At 74.2% G+C, this 15,889-nt stretch carries 13 protein-coding genes; 7 read left to right on the top strand and 6 right to left on the bottom strand.

The window, feature by feature from the left end; genetic code table 11:
- Positions 1-12 precede the first annotated feature (12 nt).
- Together ACYQ8L_RS12890 and ACYQ8L_RS12885 are read left to right on the top strand one after the other, a co-directional pair.
- Positions 13-4,500 (top strand): hypothetical protein, encoded by a 4,488-nt coding sequence (locus ACYQ8L_RS12890; protein WP_459942214.1) that lies wholly within the window; start codon positions 13-15, stop codon positions 4,498-4,500.
- Complete coding sequence (locus ACYQ8L_RS12885) at positions 4,490-5,512, top strand: Wadjet anti-phage system protein JetD domain-containing protein (RefSeq protein WP_459942213.1); 1,023 nt, start codon at positions 4,490-4,492, stop codon at positions 5,510-5,512. The genes ACYQ8L_RS12890 and ACYQ8L_RS12885 overlap by 11 nt, the downstream gene beginning before the upstream one ends.
- A 239-nt stretch (positions 5,513-5,751) precedes the next feature.
- Here ACYQ8L_RS12885 and ACYQ8L_RS12880 read toward each other — a convergent pair whose 3' ends face one another.
- Positions 5,752-6,132 (bottom strand): hypothetical protein, encoded by a 381-nt coding sequence (locus tag ACYQ8L_RS12880; RefSeq protein ID WP_459942212.1) that lies wholly within the window; start codon positions 6,130-6,132, stop codon positions 5,752-5,754.
- Between the two features lie 86 nt (positions 6,133-6,218).
- Here ACYQ8L_RS12880 and ACYQ8L_RS12875 point away from each other — a divergent pair, with 86 nt between their 5' ends.
- On the top strand, positions 6,219-6,962 hold the full coding sequence (locus tag ACYQ8L_RS12875; RefSeq protein ID WP_459942211.1) for a porin family protein: 744 nt from the start codon (positions 6,219-6,221) through the stop codon (positions 6,960-6,962).
- 249 nt (positions 6,963-7,211) lie between these two features.
- Positions 7,212-7,583, top strand: coding sequence for a hypothetical protein (locus ACYQ8L_RS12870; RefSeq protein ID WP_459942210.1), 372 nt, complete (start codon positions 7,212-7,214; stop codon positions 7,581-7,583).
- Positions 7,584-7,590: 7 nt separating this feature from the next.
- Here the strand turns inward: ACYQ8L_RS12870 and sixA are convergent, their stop codons facing one another.
- The 3 genes from sixA to ACYQ8L_RS12855 all read right to left on the bottom strand — a co-directional run bounded on the left by sixA (position 7,591) and on the right by ACYQ8L_RS12855 (position 10,750).
- Entirely contained in the window at positions 7,591-8,067 is a 477-nt protein-coding gene (sixA, locus tag ACYQ8L_RS12865) for a phosphohistidine phosphatase SixA (protein WP_459942209.1), read from the bottom strand.
- Positions 8,068-8,351: 284 nt separating this feature from the next.
- Positions 8,352-9,767, bottom strand: a complete 1,416-nt coding sequence (locus ACYQ8L_RS12860; RefSeq protein ID WP_459942208.1) for a hypothetical protein — start codon at positions 9,765-9,767, stop codon at positions 8,352-8,354.
- 8 nt (positions 9,768-9,775) lie between these two features.
- Positions 9,776-10,750, bottom strand: a complete 975-nt coding sequence (locus tag ACYQ8L_RS12855) for a tetratricopeptide repeat protein (protein WP_459942207.1) — start codon at positions 10,748-10,750, stop codon at positions 9,776-9,778.
- Positions 10,751-11,153: 403 nt separating this feature from the next.
- Between ACYQ8L_RS12855 and ACYQ8L_RS12850 the strand changes: the two genes are divergently transcribed.
- Genes ACYQ8L_RS12850 through serA form a run of 3 tightly spaced genes read left to right on the top strand, consistent with a single transcriptional unit; the run spans position 11,154 to position 14,213 of the window.
- Complete coding sequence (locus tag ACYQ8L_RS12850; RefSeq protein WP_459942206.1) at positions 11,154-11,540, top strand: hypothetical protein; 387 nt, start codon at positions 11,154-11,156, stop codon at positions 11,538-11,540.
- A complete protein-coding gene (locus ACYQ8L_RS12845; RefSeq protein WP_459942205.1) occupies positions 11,537-12,604 on the top strand; it encodes an RluA family pseudouridine synthase in 1,068 nt (355 codons plus the stop codon). Before ACYQ8L_RS12850 ends, ACYQ8L_RS12845 begins: the two co-directional genes overlap by 4 nt.
- A gap of 13 nt (positions 12,605-12,617) precedes the next feature.
- Positions 12,618-14,213, top strand: coding sequence for a phosphoglycerate dehydrogenase (gene serA, locus ACYQ8L_RS12840; protein WP_459942204.1), 1,596 nt, complete (start codon positions 12,618-12,620; stop codon positions 14,211-14,213).
- 124 nt (positions 14,214-14,337) lie between these two features.
- On the opposite strand, the gene ACYQ8L_RS12835 is transcribed toward serA, so the two are convergent.
- Together ACYQ8L_RS12835 and ACYQ8L_RS12830 are read right to left on the bottom strand one after the other, a co-directional pair.
- Positions 14,338-14,718: a PilZ domain-containing protein gene (locus tag ACYQ8L_RS12835; protein ID WP_459942203.1), complete on the bottom strand. Its 381-nt coding sequence runs from the start codon at positions 14,716-14,718 to the stop codon at positions 14,338-14,340.
- Entirely contained in the window at positions 14,715-15,566 is an 852-nt protein-coding gene (locus tag ACYQ8L_RS12830) for a CheR family methyltransferase (protein WP_459942202.1), read from the bottom strand. Before ACYQ8L_RS12830 ends, ACYQ8L_RS12835 begins: the two co-directional genes overlap by 4 nt.
- Positions 15,567-15,889 lie beyond the last annotated feature (323 nt).

The raw sequence follows: 15,889 nt of genomic DNA, 5'->3' as shown, positions 1-15,889 counted from the left end.
TGACCCCTGACCATGAGCCGTATCCATCGCATCCGCGTGGTCAACGTGGGCCACGAAGACGCCTACTACCCCGACCTGGTCCTCGAGTTCGGGGGCGAGGACACCCTGGTGTGCCTCGCCAACGGGGGCGGGAAGACGACGCTCCTGCACCACGTGCTCCAGGTGGTCCGGCCCGGGGCCCAGATCGACCGGCGCCGCATCGCCGACTACTTCGGGGGCCGTCGCCGCACCGTGCACGTGGCGATCGAGTTCCTCCTGGACGAGAAGGCCGGGGCCCTCCTGAAGGACGATCCCCCGCTGCTGCTGGCCGGGGTGTGCTTCGAGAACCGCGCCGACGGGGACGGGCTCGACCGGCTCACCTACACCTGCGAATACCCCCGGAGCCTCCTGGACCGGGTGGAGGGCAAGGGCCTCATCCACCCCACCGACCCGCCGACCCTGGCCACCCTGCCCCTGACCCTGGCCGTCGACGGCGGCCGGCGGGTCGCGACCCTTCGGGAACTGCGCCAGGCCCTGCGCGAGGGAGGCCAGGTGAGCGTGTACCGGGCCGACCAGGCCCGGGAGTACGAGGAGAAGCTCCGCAGCTACCACATCGAGCGGGAGACCTGGGAGGGCATGGTCCGGATCAACCGGGTCGAGGGCGGGCTCAAGCACTACTTCGAAACCGTGAACTCGGTGGAGAAGCTGGTGCGCGAGCACTTTCTGCCGGCCGTGCTGGACCCCGGAGAGGAGGCCACCCTGCGGGAGGCCGTGCGCCAGATCGCCGAGAGCGCGGCCGAGCTGCCCCGGCTCGAGGCCGAGGTGCGGCTGTGCGACGCGTACCTCGAGCGGTTCCGGGCCCTGCGGGAGGCGAGCGCCGCGGCCGAGGAGGCCCGGGCGGCCCACGAGGCCCTGGGCCGGGAGGCGGCGCTGCTCGGGGCGCGGCTCGCGGCCACCGAGGAGCGGGCCCGGGCCGCGGAGGCCGAGGCGCGCACGGCCTTGGATGCCGCCCGGGAGGCCGAGCGGGAGGCCCGGGCCCGGCACGAGGCGTTCGCGTGGTTCCGGCTCCGCCGCGACCTGGACGGGGCAGAGGCGGCGGAGGCCGAAACCCGGGCAGCCCTGTCCGCCGCGGAGGAGAGAGTGGCCGCGGCCCGGCGCGCCGTGGCCGAGGTGGAGGCCATGGACCTGGCCGTGCGAAGCCACCGGGATCTCGCCCGGGTGGAGGCCTGGCGGGCCGAACGGGCCCTCAAGCTCCGGGGCCGCGAGGAGGTCGAGGCCGCCTGGCGCGAGGCGGCCGGACTGGCCGACGGCGCCCTGGCCCGGGCTCTGGAGCGGGCCGAGGACGAGGCCCGGGAGCTCGCGGCCCGAAAAGGGGCGCTCGAAACCGAACGCGAGGGGCTCTTGGAGCGGCGCCGGGCCTTGGATGCCCGTGCGGCAGCGGCCCGGGAGGGCCTGGGGCGGTTGCGGGAGTGGCTTCGGCTCGCCGCGGCCGAGGAGGAGGCCCTGTCCGACCTCCTGGCCGGCCGGCCGCCCGAGGAGGCCTTGGAGGCCCTGGCTGCCGAGATCGAGGCGGCCGGGCAGGACGCCGCCGGGGCCGAGGCCGAGGCGGCTGCCGCGGAGGCCGAGGCGCGGGCCCGGGACGGGGAGGCCTCGGCCCGCCGGGAGGAGGCCGCCCGCCTCAACGCCCGGGCCGCGGCGCTCGAGGAAAAGCTCGCCGAGTACGAGGCGGCCGCGGCCGACCTCGCCCCGGTGCTCTCCCGGTGGGGGTGCGAGCCCGCGCTGCCGTACCGGGAGCGCGACGCCGCGCTCCGGGCCGTGGACGAGGCCATCGCCGACCGGCGCGACCGGCTCCTTGCGGCCCAGGCCGCCCACGCCCGGGCCGAACGGGAGGTCGCGTTCCTGGCGGCCCAGGAGGCCCCCCTGCCGGCCGAGGATCTCTTGGCCGTGCGGGCCGCTTTGGAGGAGGCCGGTATCTCCACCGAGCTCGGGGCCCGGTGGCTGCGGCGGGCGCCGGCCGAGGCCCGGGAGGCGGTGCTGGGCCGGTGGCCGTTTGTGGCCCACGGCCTGGTGGCCGAAAGCCGGGGCGCCTGGAACCGGTTCGTCGACCGGGGGGCCGAGGTGCTGGCATCCCTCGACCTCCGGGCCGCCGTGCCCGTGGTGTCGCCCCAGCTCCTGGACGAGGCCCTCCGGGCGGGGGCGCCCGAGGGCGCAACCGAGGGGCTCGTGGTGCTGGCCGGCGGGGCGGGGTTCCCCCTGCCCTCGGCGAGCGCGGCCCTGTGGGACCCGGCCGCGTTCGAGGCGTTCGCGGCCGGGGCGGCCGAGAGGGCGGCCGGGGCGGCGGGAGAAGTCGAGCGGGCACGTACCTCCTGGGAGGAGGCCGCGGCCGACCGGGAGCGGCTCCTGAGGTTCTACGACCGCTTCCCGGAGCCTCGGGTGTCCGGGTGGGATCGGGAGCGGGGGGAGGCCCGGGCCGCGGCGGAGGAGGCCCGGGCGGAGGCCTCGCGGCTTGCGGCCGCCGCGGACGATCTTCGTGCCCGGGCCGAGGCGGCCCGGGCCGCGGCCGCCGGGGCCCACGACCGGGCCCGTCGGGCCCAGGCCGACCGGGCCCGGGTCGGGGCCTACTGGGAGCGGTTCGGCCGGGAACGCCCCGGAATGGAGGCCCGGGAGGCGGCGCTCGCGGCCGAACTCGAGGGGCTCCAGGTCGAGCGGGCCGAGCTGGACCGCCGGTTCGCCGAGGTGGAGGCCGACCTCGCGCGCCTGGGGGAGGCGCAGGCGTCCCTGGCCCACCGGGTCGCCGATCTGCGGCGGGAGCGGGCCGATCTTGCGGCGCCGGAGACCCGGGAGCCACCGGACGGTGCGGACCTTGCGGAGCTTCTCGCCCGGGCCCGGGCGGCCCGGGAGGCGTTCCACGGGCGGGCCCGGGAGGTGGGGGAGATCGACGAGCGGATCCGCGAAGCCCTGGCCCGCGTCGAGGAGCGGCGGGAGACGATCCGGGGCCTGGGGGTCGAGGAGCCCCCGGCCGAGCGGGTGGCGGCCGAGGCGGCGCGGTGGGACCCGGTGGCCCGGCGTCGGGACGCCCGGGAGGGGCTGCGGGCGGCCGAAGGGGCCCTGGCCGGGGCGCGGGAGGCCCACGAGGCGGCTCGGGCCAAGGCCCAGGCCCTGCGGGATCGGCTCGGCCGGCTGGCCGGAGAGTTCCGGGGGCGCCACGGCGTCGAGGTGGAGGAGACCCTGGACCCGGCCTGGGACGCCCTGGCCCGGGCCGAGGAGGCGGGTACCCAGCGAACCCTTACCGCGGCGGTGGCCCGCGCCGGGCGCTCCGTGGCCCTGGCCCAGGCCGCCTGGGAGGCCGCAGACGGGTTCCGGGCCCGGGCCGCCGAGGCGGCCGCCCGGGCCCGGGGCCTCGGCCCAGGGGCCTGGGAGGGGGAGGCCGAGCCCCTGGACCCCGACGAGATCGAGGCCGCGGTCGACGCCCTTCCCGCACTCCTCGAGCGGTGGCGCGAGGCCGGGGAGGCCCGCGACCGGGCCGTTCGCCGCCGGGAGCGGGCCCTCGCGGCGTTCCTGGAGTTTCTGCGCACCGAGGCGGTGCGCCTGGCGGGCCGGCTCGACCTCGCGGCCGAGGACGCCGAGCGGGCGCTGGCGACCCACGCCGGCGTGGAGCGGTACTGGGGCCTCCACGCCCCGGCCGTGGAGGACCTGCGGCGAAGCGCCCTGGCCGAGAAGGAGCGGCTCGAGGCCGAGAAGACCGAGGTGGCCGGCCGGTGCGCGGCCTTCGCCCGGCGGCTCGCCGAGGAGATCCGGTCGATCCAGCGCTACTCCACGGTGCGGTTCGCCGGCGGGGGCACCCGGCGGCTCCTCCAGGTGGACCTGGCCCTCCGGGACGAGGCCGCGGCCGAGGCCGAGATGCGGGGCTTCGTCCAGCGGTTCGTGGAGGCCTACGCCCAGGCCCCCGAAGCCGACCGGGCCTCCCTGGCCGTGCGCAGCGTGACGGGGTTCGAACTCCTGCGGGTGGTGGCCCGGCTCGACCGGGCCCGGGTGCGGATCTACAAGCCCAAGACCCCGGGGGCCCCGGCCCGGTACTCCGACTGGGAGGAGGTGCGGGCCTGGAGCGGGGGCGAGAAGCAGGTGGCCTGCTACCTCCTGTTTGTGGCCACCCTGACCTACGCCACCTACCGGGCGGCCGGCCGGGAGGACGCCACCAAGGTGCTCCTGCTCGACAACCCGGTGGGCGAGGCCAGTTCGGCCCACCTGCTGCGGGTCATGGTGGAACTCGCCCGGGAGAACGCGATCCAGCTCATCGTGCTCACGGCCCACCAGGACCCGGGCATCTGGAAGTACTTCCGCAACCTGGTGAGCCTGGTGCCCGTGCCGACCTCCCGGCGGACCTACGTGCAGCTCGACCGCGACACCATGGAGGCGTTCCGGGCCCACTTCGCCGTGGAGGAGGCAACGCTGCTGGCGGCGCCGAACCGGGACTGGGCCGAGGACTTCGCGCCCGAGGAGGGGGAGGTGGGTGAGGCCTGAGGATCTCGCGGCCGCGGCCGAGGGGTTCCTGCGCGAGGTGGCCCGCCGGGGCCGGCGCACCTTCGCCACCGACGATCTCGAGGCCCGGGTGCGCCAGATCCTGGGCCCCGAGGGGTACCTGGAGGCCGGGGAGTACGGGGCCCTGGCCCGGTGGGTGGCCGGGCGGGTGGAGGCGGGGGACCTCTCGCCGATCCGGGCCCGGGGCCGAAACGGCCGCCGGCCTCCCCTGTTTCGGGCGTACCGGCTCACGGCCCTCCCCGGGGCGCGACCGGATTGCCTGCCGCCCCTCCACCCCCGGATCGACCCCGCGGGCGCCCGGCGCCCGGGCCCGGGGCTTCGGGCCGCGGTGGAGGCGGTGTCGGCCTACCTCTTCGCCCACCCCGACCCGGCCGCCCGGCCCCGGGCGCCCCGCAACGAGCGGAGCCTCGAGATCTTCGGCGACGAGAAGTTCCTGGAGCGCCGGCCGGGGTTCCTGCGGACCCTGGGGCTCGACCTGGCGGACGTCCACGCCCTGGACGTGCGCGAGCCCTTCTTCCACCGGCGGTTCGGGGAGGGGCCGGCGGCGCTCGCCGTGGAGAACCTCTCGGCGTTCTGGTCGGTCTGCCGGGTGGTGGAGGAGGGCCGCTGGGCCTGGGGCGAGACGCCGGCCCTCGTCGTCTACGGCGAGGGGAAGAAGATCCTCCGGTCCATCGAGTTCCTCGAGACGTTCCCCGAGATCCGGCGGGTGGGGTACTTCGGCGACCTCGACCCCGAGGGGGTCCGGATCCTCGCGGAACTCCGCGGGCGGGAGCCCCGGTGCCGGCCCGAGGAACGCCTCTACCGGGCGCTCCTCGGGCAACGGCGTCTGGCGAGGCCCCTCAAGGAACGGCCGACGGAGGCCGATCCGCAGGGGGCGTTCGCGGGGTGCGGCGATCTGGCCGACCGGGTGGCCGACCTCTTCGCCGCGGGCCTCTGGCTCCCCCAGGAGGCGCTGGGCTACGAGGCCCTCCGGGCGGGGCCGGAGGGGGGCTAGGCGGCGTGGCGGCTAGGCGGCTGGGCGGCTGGGCGGCCGGGCGGCCGTGAAGCCCGGGTCCGCTTCGGCTTCGCCGGGTGGGCCGGTGCGGGGTGTTTGAACCACGGAGGGCACGGAGGACACGGAGAAGGCTCGGTCGAGGGGCTTCGGTCCGCCGGGTTCGCCGTGTCGGAACGGGCGCGGCGCCCGTCCCGACGGGGAACGACCGGCGACCCACGACGAACGGCCTTTCCCCGCCCTCACCGGTCCTCCGGCTCCCGGGGTCGGGAGATCTCCAGGTCCCAGTAAAGCCGCCCCTTGGGGTCGGCCACGATCCGGGCGCGGGACCGCACCAGGGTCTCGGCCTCGTCCGGATGTTCCCGGAGGACCTCGGCCTCGCCCGGCTCCACCGGCACCCAGTAGTTCCACTCCTCCGGTGCGCCCGGGCCCGAGGGCACCTCGACCCGCAGCCGCAGAAACGGCTGGCCGCACTCGCAGCACCGGCAGATCCAGAACGTGCGCCGGCCGGGCGTGCGGCCCCGGGCGAGGACCTCGAGCACGGTGTTCGGGGACTCGGGGGGCGCGTCCCGGCGAAGCAGTTGGCAGGTGCAGGGCGGTTCGGAGCCGGACGGCTGGGTCATCGGAGCCTCGGGTTCGGTTCGGGCCGGTGGGATTCAGTCAAGGGCGGATAGCGGGTTTTGTCAACCATTCGGTAGGGAGGTGCGGCATGAAACGGTGGATCTTGGCGGTGGCAGGGTGCGGGCTCCTCTGGGTGGGGGCGGCCGGGGCGTTCGAGGTGGGGGCCCGGGTGGCCTACTGGATTCCCCAGCTCTCCGGGGACGTGCGGCTCGACGACGGGGTGAAGGGCGACACGGTGGACTTTACCGACGACCTGGGGGTGGACGACGAGAACTTCTTCCTCGGGGACGCCTGGCTCTGGATCGGCGACCACCACCTGATCCTCTCGGCCACCCGGGTGGACTATTCGGGCACGAAGACCCTCTCGGGCGTGACCTTCGGCGGGAAGACCTTCACGGGCTCCACCGACACCTCGCTGGAGTACACCCAGCTCGATCTCGCGTACCGCTACGACCTGATCGACCTCGAGAACATCTTGGCCGGGTTCTCCCTGGGGCCCCAGGTGCAGGTGAAGTACCTGGACGGCGAGGTGCGGATGGAGGCGGCCGGCCAGGAGGAATCCCAATCCTTCCAGGTGCCGATCCCGCTCGTGGGCCTCGGGGGGCACCTGGGCATCCTGGCCGACCTCCTGGAGGTGCGGGCCCAGGCCGTGGGCATGGCCTACCAAGGGAACCGGATCGTCGAGGCCTCGGGCGAGGTCTCGTACAACCCGCTTCCCTTCATCGAACTCGTGGCGGGGTACCGGTACTTCCAGATCGACGTGGAAACCGACGACCTCACCCTCGATTACGCCCAGACCGGGCCCTACGTGGGCGTGGGGGCCAAGTTCTGATCGGTGGAAGCCCCCGTAGGCCGCCAGGCGGCCTGTTCGCGAAACACTGCCACGGGCCAACATCGGTACGAACGCTGCCGGGCGGGGCAAGGGGCCTGAGGCCAGAAGCCAGAAGACAGACGACAGGGGTTTTCTGACACCTGTCCTCTGACTTCTGCCCCCTGATACCACAGGTTGGGACAGCGGATGACGCTGGAAGCACAAAGGATTTTGGCTTCCCAGCCCCCCAGCGTTCCAGCGGGAAATGACATGGAAATCCGTGTGCGGGGGGAGGTGTGGCCGGCCGAGGACGTGATCTGGGCCGGGGACCGGCTGCTCGGTGAGGAGAACGACCTCCTGGGGGCCGTGCGGCGGTGGGGCCCGGGGGACGCCCGGGCCCACCTGGCCCTCGTACAGGCCGCCCGGGGGCTGGCCCGGGAGTACCCGGAAGACCTCCGGCCCCTGGGCCCGGGCGACGAGGTGGCCGTGGACGGGGAGCCCGTGGGCCCGCCCGTGGTGCTCGTGGCCCGGGGCGGCGAGGGGCTCGCGGTGTGGAGCCGGCTCTCCCCGGCCGAGACCCCCGGGGCCCTGGGCCGGCTGGAGCGCTACCTGACCCGGCTGGTCAGGCTCGACACGCCCTAGCCCCGGATCAGCTCTCCTCCTTGGCCAGAACCTCGGGCGGGAGCATCCAGGCCACCCGCCAATCCCCTTCCCCGTTCCGCTCCAGGCACACGGCCGTGCCGGGGACGAAGGCGCACACCGACGCCTCCTCGTCCCCGGTCACGAGCCGGGCCACCAGCCGGTCCACGAACGGCAGGTGGCCCACGAGGAGGGTGTCGTCCTCCCAGCCGGCGGCCTCGTCGGCCAGGGGCCCCACCGGGTCCTCGGGCCCGAGGCCGGCGCGCTCCTCCACCTCGCCCCTCGGCAGCACGGCCCACTGGAGGAGCTCGGCCGTCTGGCGGGCCCGCAGTTTCCCGCTGTGCCAAACCCGTTTGACCCGGATGCCCGCCCGGGCGAGAAACGCCGCGAGCCGTTCGGCGTCGAGCCGCCCCTTCTCGGAAAGGGGCCGTCCGGGGTCTTCCGCCTTGGGGACCGCTTCGGCGTGCTGCACCACGTAGAGCCGCATGATCCTCCCTCCCGCGCTGGAGCCCAGAGAAACCCTCGCTGCAAACGTAGCGCCCCCGCCCGCGGAATCAAGGCCCGCCCCCGGGGGCGACGAGGCGTGTAAATTCCAATCTCCTGCCACAGGGAGAAGGCCCGGGTGTGGGCGCGGCGTCCACGCCGCGATCCGGGCCGAAGGCCCGCAAGCACCCGGTCGTGGCTCGGAAGCCGCTCCCACGGGCTGGAACCGGCAGTGACGCTCAGGCGTTCAGCCTCCCAGCGTCCCAGCCTCCCAGCGTCCTAGCCGTTTTACCTGGAATGGCACAGCGCGCACATGTCGCGGCTGGGAAGCCGGGTCTTGTGGCGGTCGTCCTTGGCCGAGAAGTGGGCGTTGTGGCAGGTGGTGCAGGTGAGCGTGCCGTCCCGCTCCAGCGGGAACTCGGTGGCCCGGGCCTCGGCGGCCTGGCGGAGCCGCTCGAGCATCCAGTCGGGCGGGGGTTTGCCCATGTGGCTCACGTCCTGGTCCGAGAGGTCCTCGTGGCAGCGCAGGCAGATCATCTTCACCTGGCTCACGAAGTAGAGGTCCTCCGCCCGCTCCAACCCCTTCACCGGCGGCCGGTCGTGGCAGAACACGCACCCCTCGGTGGTGTCGTCCACGGTTTTGCGGTGGGGGTCGGTGGCCGCGAACCGCTCCTTCTCGTGGCAGCCCCAGCACAGGTCGAGCCGGAACCGTTTGGGGTCGTAGCGGCGCACGCTCATGTGCTGGGCGCCGGTTTCGCAGTTATTGGTGTGGCAGGTGATGCAGGTGGTCCGGCCCTCGGGGTCGAGGGGGAGCGCCCCGGCGTCCCGGAGGCGGGCGGCCATCTCGGGCGGGAGCGTCACGCCCACGGGGTGGTGGCTCCGGGCGGTCACGTGGCACGACACGCAAAGGAGAATGGCGTCGCCCTGGAACCGCAGATCGTGGCGCTCCTTGGTGATCCGCTCGGGGGCGGTCTCCACGTGGCAGCCCCGGCAGGCGTAGCGGTCGTTCTGGTGGGGGTTCTCCTGGAGCCCCCTTTCGAAGTGGAGTCCGTATGCCTCCCGCAGGAAATGGGTGAACCGGCTCGACCCGTGGGGGTTGTGGCAGGTGACGCAGGTGATCTCGCCCCCCGGGCCCCGGGGCAGTTCGTCGGGGAGGTCGAGCACCGGGTCGATGTTTCTCGGGTGGTCCTTGGCCCGCACGTCGTGGCAGAAGTCGCACAACCGGTTCGCCCCCACCCGCGGCCGGAGCCGGGTGCCGGCGAGCACGGCCCCCGGCCTCACCGAGGCGTGGCAGAAGGCGCACCGGTTCTCCCCGGCGTCGGCCCGGTGGGGATTGGTGCGGGCGAGCCCCCCACCGTGACACAGGGCGCAGAAATCCGAAAGGCTCTGGACCCCCGGGTCGTCGAAGCCCCGGAGCGCGTGGGGGCCGGCCGGGCCGTGGAGCCGGTGGCACGACCGGCAGGTGAGCCGGCCGTCCTCCAGGGGAAACGCTGGGGGCACGGGCTGGGACGGGGCCACCCCGTCCGGATGGAGGTTGGCGTCGGCGCCGTGGCAGGCCCCGCAGTCCACCGGCGACGCGGGGTCGGAGGCGTGGCATGCCTCGCACGCCTCGCCGTCGTGGGGCGGCGCGGGGGGCGGGAGCGACCCGGCGGCGGCCAGGGGCCACAGGGCCACGAGCAGGGCGGCGAGGGTGCGGAGCGGCACGGCGGTCCTCACATCGGGAACTCGGCCACCGGGGTGGTCCGGGTGGGGGCCGGGGACGGCTTCGCAGGCGCCCCGCCGGATTCGCTCGGGGCTTCGAGTTTCTCGATCTTCTCCACCACCTGGAGGTAGCCGGGGAAGATCCGGAGGCACCGCCGGTAGGCGGCCAGGGCCTCCTCGCGGTTCCCCTGCTCGGCCAAAATGTCCCCCACCAGGTCGTGGAGCTCGAAGGCGACTTGGGGTCGGGGTGACTCGGAAAGGGCCCGCCGGGCCTCGTCCAGGGCCTCGGCGGGCCGGCCGAGTTCCCGGAGGGTCAGGGCCTTCTGGAGGCGGGCCTCGTGGAACCGGGGGGCTAGGCGAAGGAGCCGGTCCAGGTCGCCGAGGGCCAGTGCCAGCTTCCCGGCCCGGCGGTTCGCCATGGCGATGTCAAAGAGCGAAAGCCGAAGGAACACGCTGCGCAGGTTGAACCGGGCCGGCCCGAACTCCGGATCGGCCTCCAGCGCGGCCTCGAACGCCCGCACGGCCTCCGGAAAGTCGTTGCGGTAGTAGTGGGCCACCCCGAGGGTGTTCCACACTTTCTCCCGGGCCCAGTAGTCGGGCCGAAGCTCCAGGAACGACCGAAGCAGGTCCACGGCTTGGTCGTACTCGCCGCCGCGCACGAGGAGGTTTCCGAGGAACACCCGGGCCATCTGGTAGGGGCTGTCCGGCGGGGTATCGGGACCGAGGGCCTGGAGAACGACCTCGTACGTCCGGCGGGCCTCCCCGTAAAAGAGGCCGGTCGCCTCGAACAGGGCGTGGTAGGCCTGGGCCAGGGCGAACCGAGGGGCGAGGGCGTCGGGGACCGCCGTGACGGCCCGTTCCAGGAGATCCTTTGCCTCGACGACGTCCCCCCGGCGGAAGGCCTCCACGCCGGCGGCGTAGGGGTCGGCGGCCCAGGCCACCCCCGCCCACAACGCCACCGCAATCACCGCCGCAACGACCCTCATGGTCCCCGGTTGCCCCCTCGGGTTGGTGTGCGCCCCCGGTCCTGTTGGGGGCCAGTGTGCCACCCCGGGGGATGGCCCGGCAACCGCTGCGGCGAGGGCGCTTGACCCGGTGGGCCGGATTGGTACCCTAGCGGGGCGGCTAGGCGGCTAGGCGGCTAGGCGGCTGGGCGGCTGGGCGGCTGGGCGGCTGGGCGGCTGGGCGGCTGGGCGGCGGGGCGGCGGAAACCCCGCGACGCCGAGTCCGTGGCCCGGTTTCCCGTGTACGGGAGGTTTGGGCCCCGCCGTTCCCGCACCGGCCCTCGCCCCTGGGGAGAGCGTGAGGGTGGAACGGGGCCGGTGCCTTTCCGCCGGGGGCGCGGAGTTCCCTCGGCTCCATCGCAGCAGGCAACCGGACGAGGATCCCATGAGAACGACGGAAGAGCGCCTGGAGCGGGTGGTGTGCGCCGAGCACTGCCGCCTGTTCAAACCCTGGGAGGAGCGCCAGAAGTGCGCCGGGTTCGCCCTGCTGCGCGATCAGGTGGCGCGCGGGGGGCTCGCCGTGGACGCCGTGGAGCGGCTGCGCGGGGCCCGGGTGCGGTGGAGCGGGAACCACGACGCCGTGATCCTTCGGAGCGCGTGCATCCGCTGCGAGCTCTATCCCTACCGCTGCCCCTTCCGCCGGCCGACGAAGGAGGCCGCGGGGGAACCGTGTGGGGCGGCCCTGGTGCTCGACGCCCTCCTGGAGCGCCGGGTGATCCGGGCCCAGGATCTCTTTTGGGGGGAACCGACCGGGGAGGCCCGTCCGAGTTGAGGGCGGAAGGAGACGACCTCGAGCTCGAGCGGGTGGTGCGCCACCTGCGGATCGGCCGGGCGTGGGCCGGGCGCACGGTGTTCGACGCCGTGCGCGAGGCGTTCCCCCAGGTGGAACCCCGGGAGGTGTTCCGCAAGTGCCGGTCCGGGGAGATCCGGGTGAACGATCGCCCGTGCGGCGCGCTCGACCGGGCGGGGGAGGGCGACGTCGTGTCGGTGGTGCTCTTTCGGCCGGCGCGGCCCACGGTGTTCCCGGCCGAACGGGAGCACGAGGCGGTCGACACCCCGGCCGGCCCGTTTCGTATCGTCCGCGAGGATCCCCACCTCCTGGTGGTGTCGAAGCCGCCGGGGTGCGCGAGCCACCCCGCTTTGGGGCACGCCGGCGACACCCTGATCGAGCGGGTCCGGGCCTACCTCGGGATTACCCCGGAGGCCCCCTTCCAGCCCGCGCTCGCGAACCGCCTGGACCTGGAGACCTCGGGGATCGTGCTCGTGGCCAAAACCCGAAACGCCCAGCGCCGCCTGGGACGGGCGCTGCAGCGGGGCGGGGTGGCCAAGGCCTACCTGGCCCTCGTGGCCGGCTGGCCCGAGCCCCCCGAGGGAGAGATCCGGATCCCCCTGCGCCGCCACCCCGATTCCCGCGACCGGGCCCGCCGGCCCGAGGGGCACCCCCGCCGTCAACCGGTGCTCCAGGAGGCCGTGACCCGGTACCGCACCCGGGCCCGGTACCTTCACCCGTTCCCGGTGGCCCTCTTGGAGATCGATCTCGTGACCGGCCGCACCCACCAGATCCGGCGGCACCTGCGGGCCGTGGGCCACCCCCTGGCCCTGGACCGCAGGTACGGGGACCCGGGGTTCAACGAGGATATGGTCCGGATCGCGGGGCTCGGCCGGATGTTCCTGCACGCGTTTCGGGTGCGGCTCCGGCACCCCGCCGGGGGCGGCATGCTCGAGGTGGAGGACCCGCTGCCCGAGGACCTTTCGGCCGCGCTCCGGGCGTTCGGGAGCCCGGTGTGGCAACCCGGGGATGCCCCGCCGCCGGAGGCGACGCCGACCCCTTCGTGACAAGGAGGCCCACATGCCCGATACCTATCGCGTCTTGGTGACCTGCTCCCTCGGCCAGGCGGCGCTCGACCGGTTCGCCCAGGAGCCCGGCTTTGCCGTGCACGTGGAGAACATCAACGACCCGGCCGAACTGGCCCGGCGGGTTCCCGGATTCCACGCCGTGGTCGTGCGCTCGAACGTCAAGGTGACCCGGGAGGTCCTGGAAGCCGGCACCGATCTCAAGGTGGTCGGGCGGGCCGGCATCGGGGTGGACAACATCGACGTGGAGGCGGCCACGCGACTTGGGATCGCGGTGGTCAACGCCCCGAGCGGCAACGTGGTCACGACGGCCGAGCACGCGCTGACCCTGCTGATGAGCACGGCCCGGAAGGTGCCCCAGGCCTGCGCCTCCCTGAAGGCGGGCAAATGGGAGAAGAAGCGGTTCCTGGGCCGGGAGCTCCGGGGCAAGACCCTGGGCATCGTGGGGGTGGGGCGGATCGGGTCGGTGGTGGCCGAGCTCGCCCGGGGCATCCGGATGCGGGTCATCGCTTACGACCCCTACCTCACCGAGGAGCGTGCCGCCCAGCTCGGGGTGGAGAAGGTGGACCTGGACCGGCTCCTGGCCGAGGCCGACGCGATCACGGTGCACACCCCCCTGACCCCCGAGACCCGGGGGCTCCTGGGCGACGAGGCCTTCGCCAAGGTCAAACCCGGCGTGATCGTGGTGAACTGCGCCCGGGGCGGCATCGTGGACGAGGACGCCCTCGACCGGGCCATCGCGGCCGGCAAGGTGGCCGGGGCCGCCCTGGACGTGTTCGAAACGGAGCCGCCGCCCCCGAAGCCCCTCTACGCCCGGGACGAGGTGGTGGTCACCCCCCATCTCGGGGCCTCGACCGTCGAGGCCCAGGAGAGCGTGGCGGTGGAGGTGGCCGAGAACGTGATCACGTTCCTGCGTACGGGGGTTGCGCCCAACGCGCTCAACGCGCCCAGCGTGCCCGCCGAGACCCTGGCGCGGCTGGGGCCCCACCTGGACCTTGCCCGCCGGTTGGGGTCGTTTCTGGCCCAGGCGGCCCCGGGCGCCGTGGACCGGGTGGTGGTGTCGGTCCAGGGGCAGGCCGCTTCGGGCCCCGGGGTGGACCTCATCGCGGCGGCGGCCCTCGAGGGGCTCCTGCGGCCGGTGCTGGAAAGCCGGGTGAACCTGGTGAACGCCTCGGCCGTGGCCAAGGAGCGGGGCATCCGGGTGTCGACCCAGGTTTCCGCCGACGCGGGGGATTTCACCGACCTGGTGGCGATCGAGGCGGCCGGGCCCGGGGGGGCGCACCGGGTGGAGGGGACGCTCTTCGGCAAGCACGAGCCCCGGATCGTGCGGTTCGACGCCTACCGGATCGACGCCCTGCCCCAGGGCACCCTGATCCTCATCTACAACCGCGACGTGCCGGGGGTGATCGGACGGATCGGCACCTGCCTCGGGGAGCGGGGGGTCAACATCGCGGGCATGTACAACGGCCGGGAGGCGCCGGGCGGCACGGCCATCAGCCTGGTGAACATCGACGGGCCGGCCCGGCCCGAGGTGCTCGGGGCCCTGCGGGAACTGCCCGAGATCCTGGAGGTGCGGGCGCTGGGGCTGTGAGCGGACGTTGGGACGTTAGGACGCTGGGACGTTCGGACGCGGAAAGGCTCTCTGCCCGTGGCGTCCTCGCTTCGTTCAAAGGGGAGTTTCTCCGTGGTCTCCGTGTCCTCCGTGGTGCAGATCTTCAAGACGGGGAGGGCGAATCGGCCTCCTGGGCCCGGACCCACTCGTCGATCCGCCGGGCGTCCTCCTCCGGCAGGTCCAGGAACTGGAGGCCGAAGCCCGGGGGGTGGGGGGAGCCGTGGCGGTAGGGCCGGGCCCACACCACCCGGGCCCGGCAGGAGAACACCCCCTCGACCCCCGGCAGTTCGAACCGGATCTCCACCTCCTCGCCCGGCCGGCGGGTGCGGGGCGAGTTGATGAACAGCCCGCCGCGGCTCACATTGGTGGCGTAGCCGAAGAACACCTCCATGCCGGCGATGCACCGGGCCTCCCGCACAAGGAGCGGGCTACGGGGGTGGGCCCGGCGGTCGGCCGGGGGCCTCGGGGGCGGCGGTTTCCTCATGGCCCGTCCTCCACGGTTTTTCGGTACACCAGCGCGCGGCCGTGGTACTCCGGCCGGAACCCATCGAGCCCCGAGAGGAGCGTCTCGGCGCCCCCCAGAATGAGCACCCCACCGGGCGCAAGGGCCGAGGCCAGGCACCGGTAGAGCTTGGCCTTCGTCTCCCGGCCGAAGTAGATCCCGACGTTGCGGCACAGCACCACGTGGAACCCCGTGTCGGGGGGCGGTTCGGCCACCAGGTTGTGGCGCCGGAACCGCACCCTTCGGCGCACGTTTTCTTTCACCCGGCCCCGGCCGTCGGGCAGGGGGTCAAAGTACCGCGCCCGGGCGGCCGCGTCGAGCCCGCGGGCGAGCTCCCAGTCGTCGTACTCGGCCCTGCGGGCCCGCTCCAGGGCCCGGGGACTCAGGTCGGTGGCCAGGAGGTCGAGCACGATCCGGCCGGTCTCGATCAGGTCCCACAGGCACATGACCACGCTGTAGGGCTCCTGGCCGTGGCTGCACCCGGCGCTCCAGACCCGCAGCCGAAAGGGAAGGGGCTTTCCCCGGGCGAATGCCGGTACGATCGCGTTGCGCAGGGCCTCGAAGGGGGCCCGGTCGCGGAAGAACGAGGTCTCCGGGGTGACCACGGCCTGAATAAGGGCTTCCACCGCGCGGCGGCCCCTCTGGGTCACGGCCGGCACGAACTCGTCCCAGTCCGCGCACCCGAGGTCCCGCAGCAACCCCCCGAACCGCGCCCGGGCGAAGTACTCCTTTCCCGGCCCGAGCCGGATGCCGGTGTGCCGGTAAACGAGCTCGGCGATGGCCCGGTACGCGTCCGGCCGGAGCGGTGGGATGGGCTGGGGTTCGGCCACGGGTCGTCCTCGGCAAACGGGTATCCGCCGGCTCCCCGGAACCGGGGAACCGGCGTCTTCCCTATCGGCCGTTTCGGCCCGATCGTTGACCCCAAGTTGCCCCGAACGGCGGCGCTCGGGCATGATCTGGTGGGGCGTGGGGGTGCCCGCAGGGCCTAGCAGCGCGTGGGGGCTGACCGGCGAGCCCGGGTGCCGCTTGTAGGAGCGCCTCCCCAGGCGCGATCCGGGCCGAAGGCCCGCCGGAAAAATTGTCGCGGTTCGGAATCCGCTCCCACGGGCCGGGACAAGCGCCGACGCTGGAATCACCGAAGATTTTGGCTTCC

The organism is Deferrisoma palaeochoriense, from assembly GCF_054656955.1.
This window is presented reverse-complemented; position numbering and strand designations above follow the sequence as displayed.

Coding starts and splice junctions, on each gene's coding strand:
- ACYQ8L_RS12890 (WP_459942214.1), top strand. CDS start 13: ATGAGCCGTATCCATCGCATCCGCGTGGTCAACGTGGGCCACGAAGAC.
- ACYQ8L_RS12880 (WP_459942212.1), bottom strand. CDS start 6,132: ATGACCCAGCCGTCCGGCTCCGAACCGCCCTGCACCTGCCAACTGCTT.
- ACYQ8L_RS12875 (WP_459942211.1), top strand. CDS start 6,219: ATGAAACGGTGGATCTTGGCGGTGGCAGGGTGCGGGCTCCTCTGGGTG.
- ACYQ8L_RS12870 (WP_459942210.1), top strand. CDS start 7,212: ATGGAAATCCGTGTGCGGGGGGAGGTGTGGCCGGCCGAGGACGTGATC.
- sixA (WP_459942209.1), bottom strand. CDS start 8,067: ATGCGGCTCTACGTGGTGCAGCACGCCGAAGCGGTCCCCAAGGCGGAA.
- ACYQ8L_RS12855 (WP_459942207.1), bottom strand. CDS start 10,750: ATGAGGGTCGTTGCGGCGGTGATTGCGGTGGCGTTGTGGGCGGGGGTG.
- ACYQ8L_RS12850 (WP_459942206.1), top strand. CDS start 11,154: ATGAGAACGACGGAAGAGCGCCTGGAGCGGGTGGTGTGCGCCGAGCAC.
- serA (WP_459942204.1), top strand. CDS start 12,618: ATGCCCGATACCTATCGCGTCTTGGTGACCTGCTCCCTCGGCCAGGCG.
- ACYQ8L_RS12835 (WP_459942203.1), bottom strand. CDS start 14,718: ATGAGGAAACCGCCGCCCCCGAGGCCCCCGGCCGACCGCCGGGCCCAC.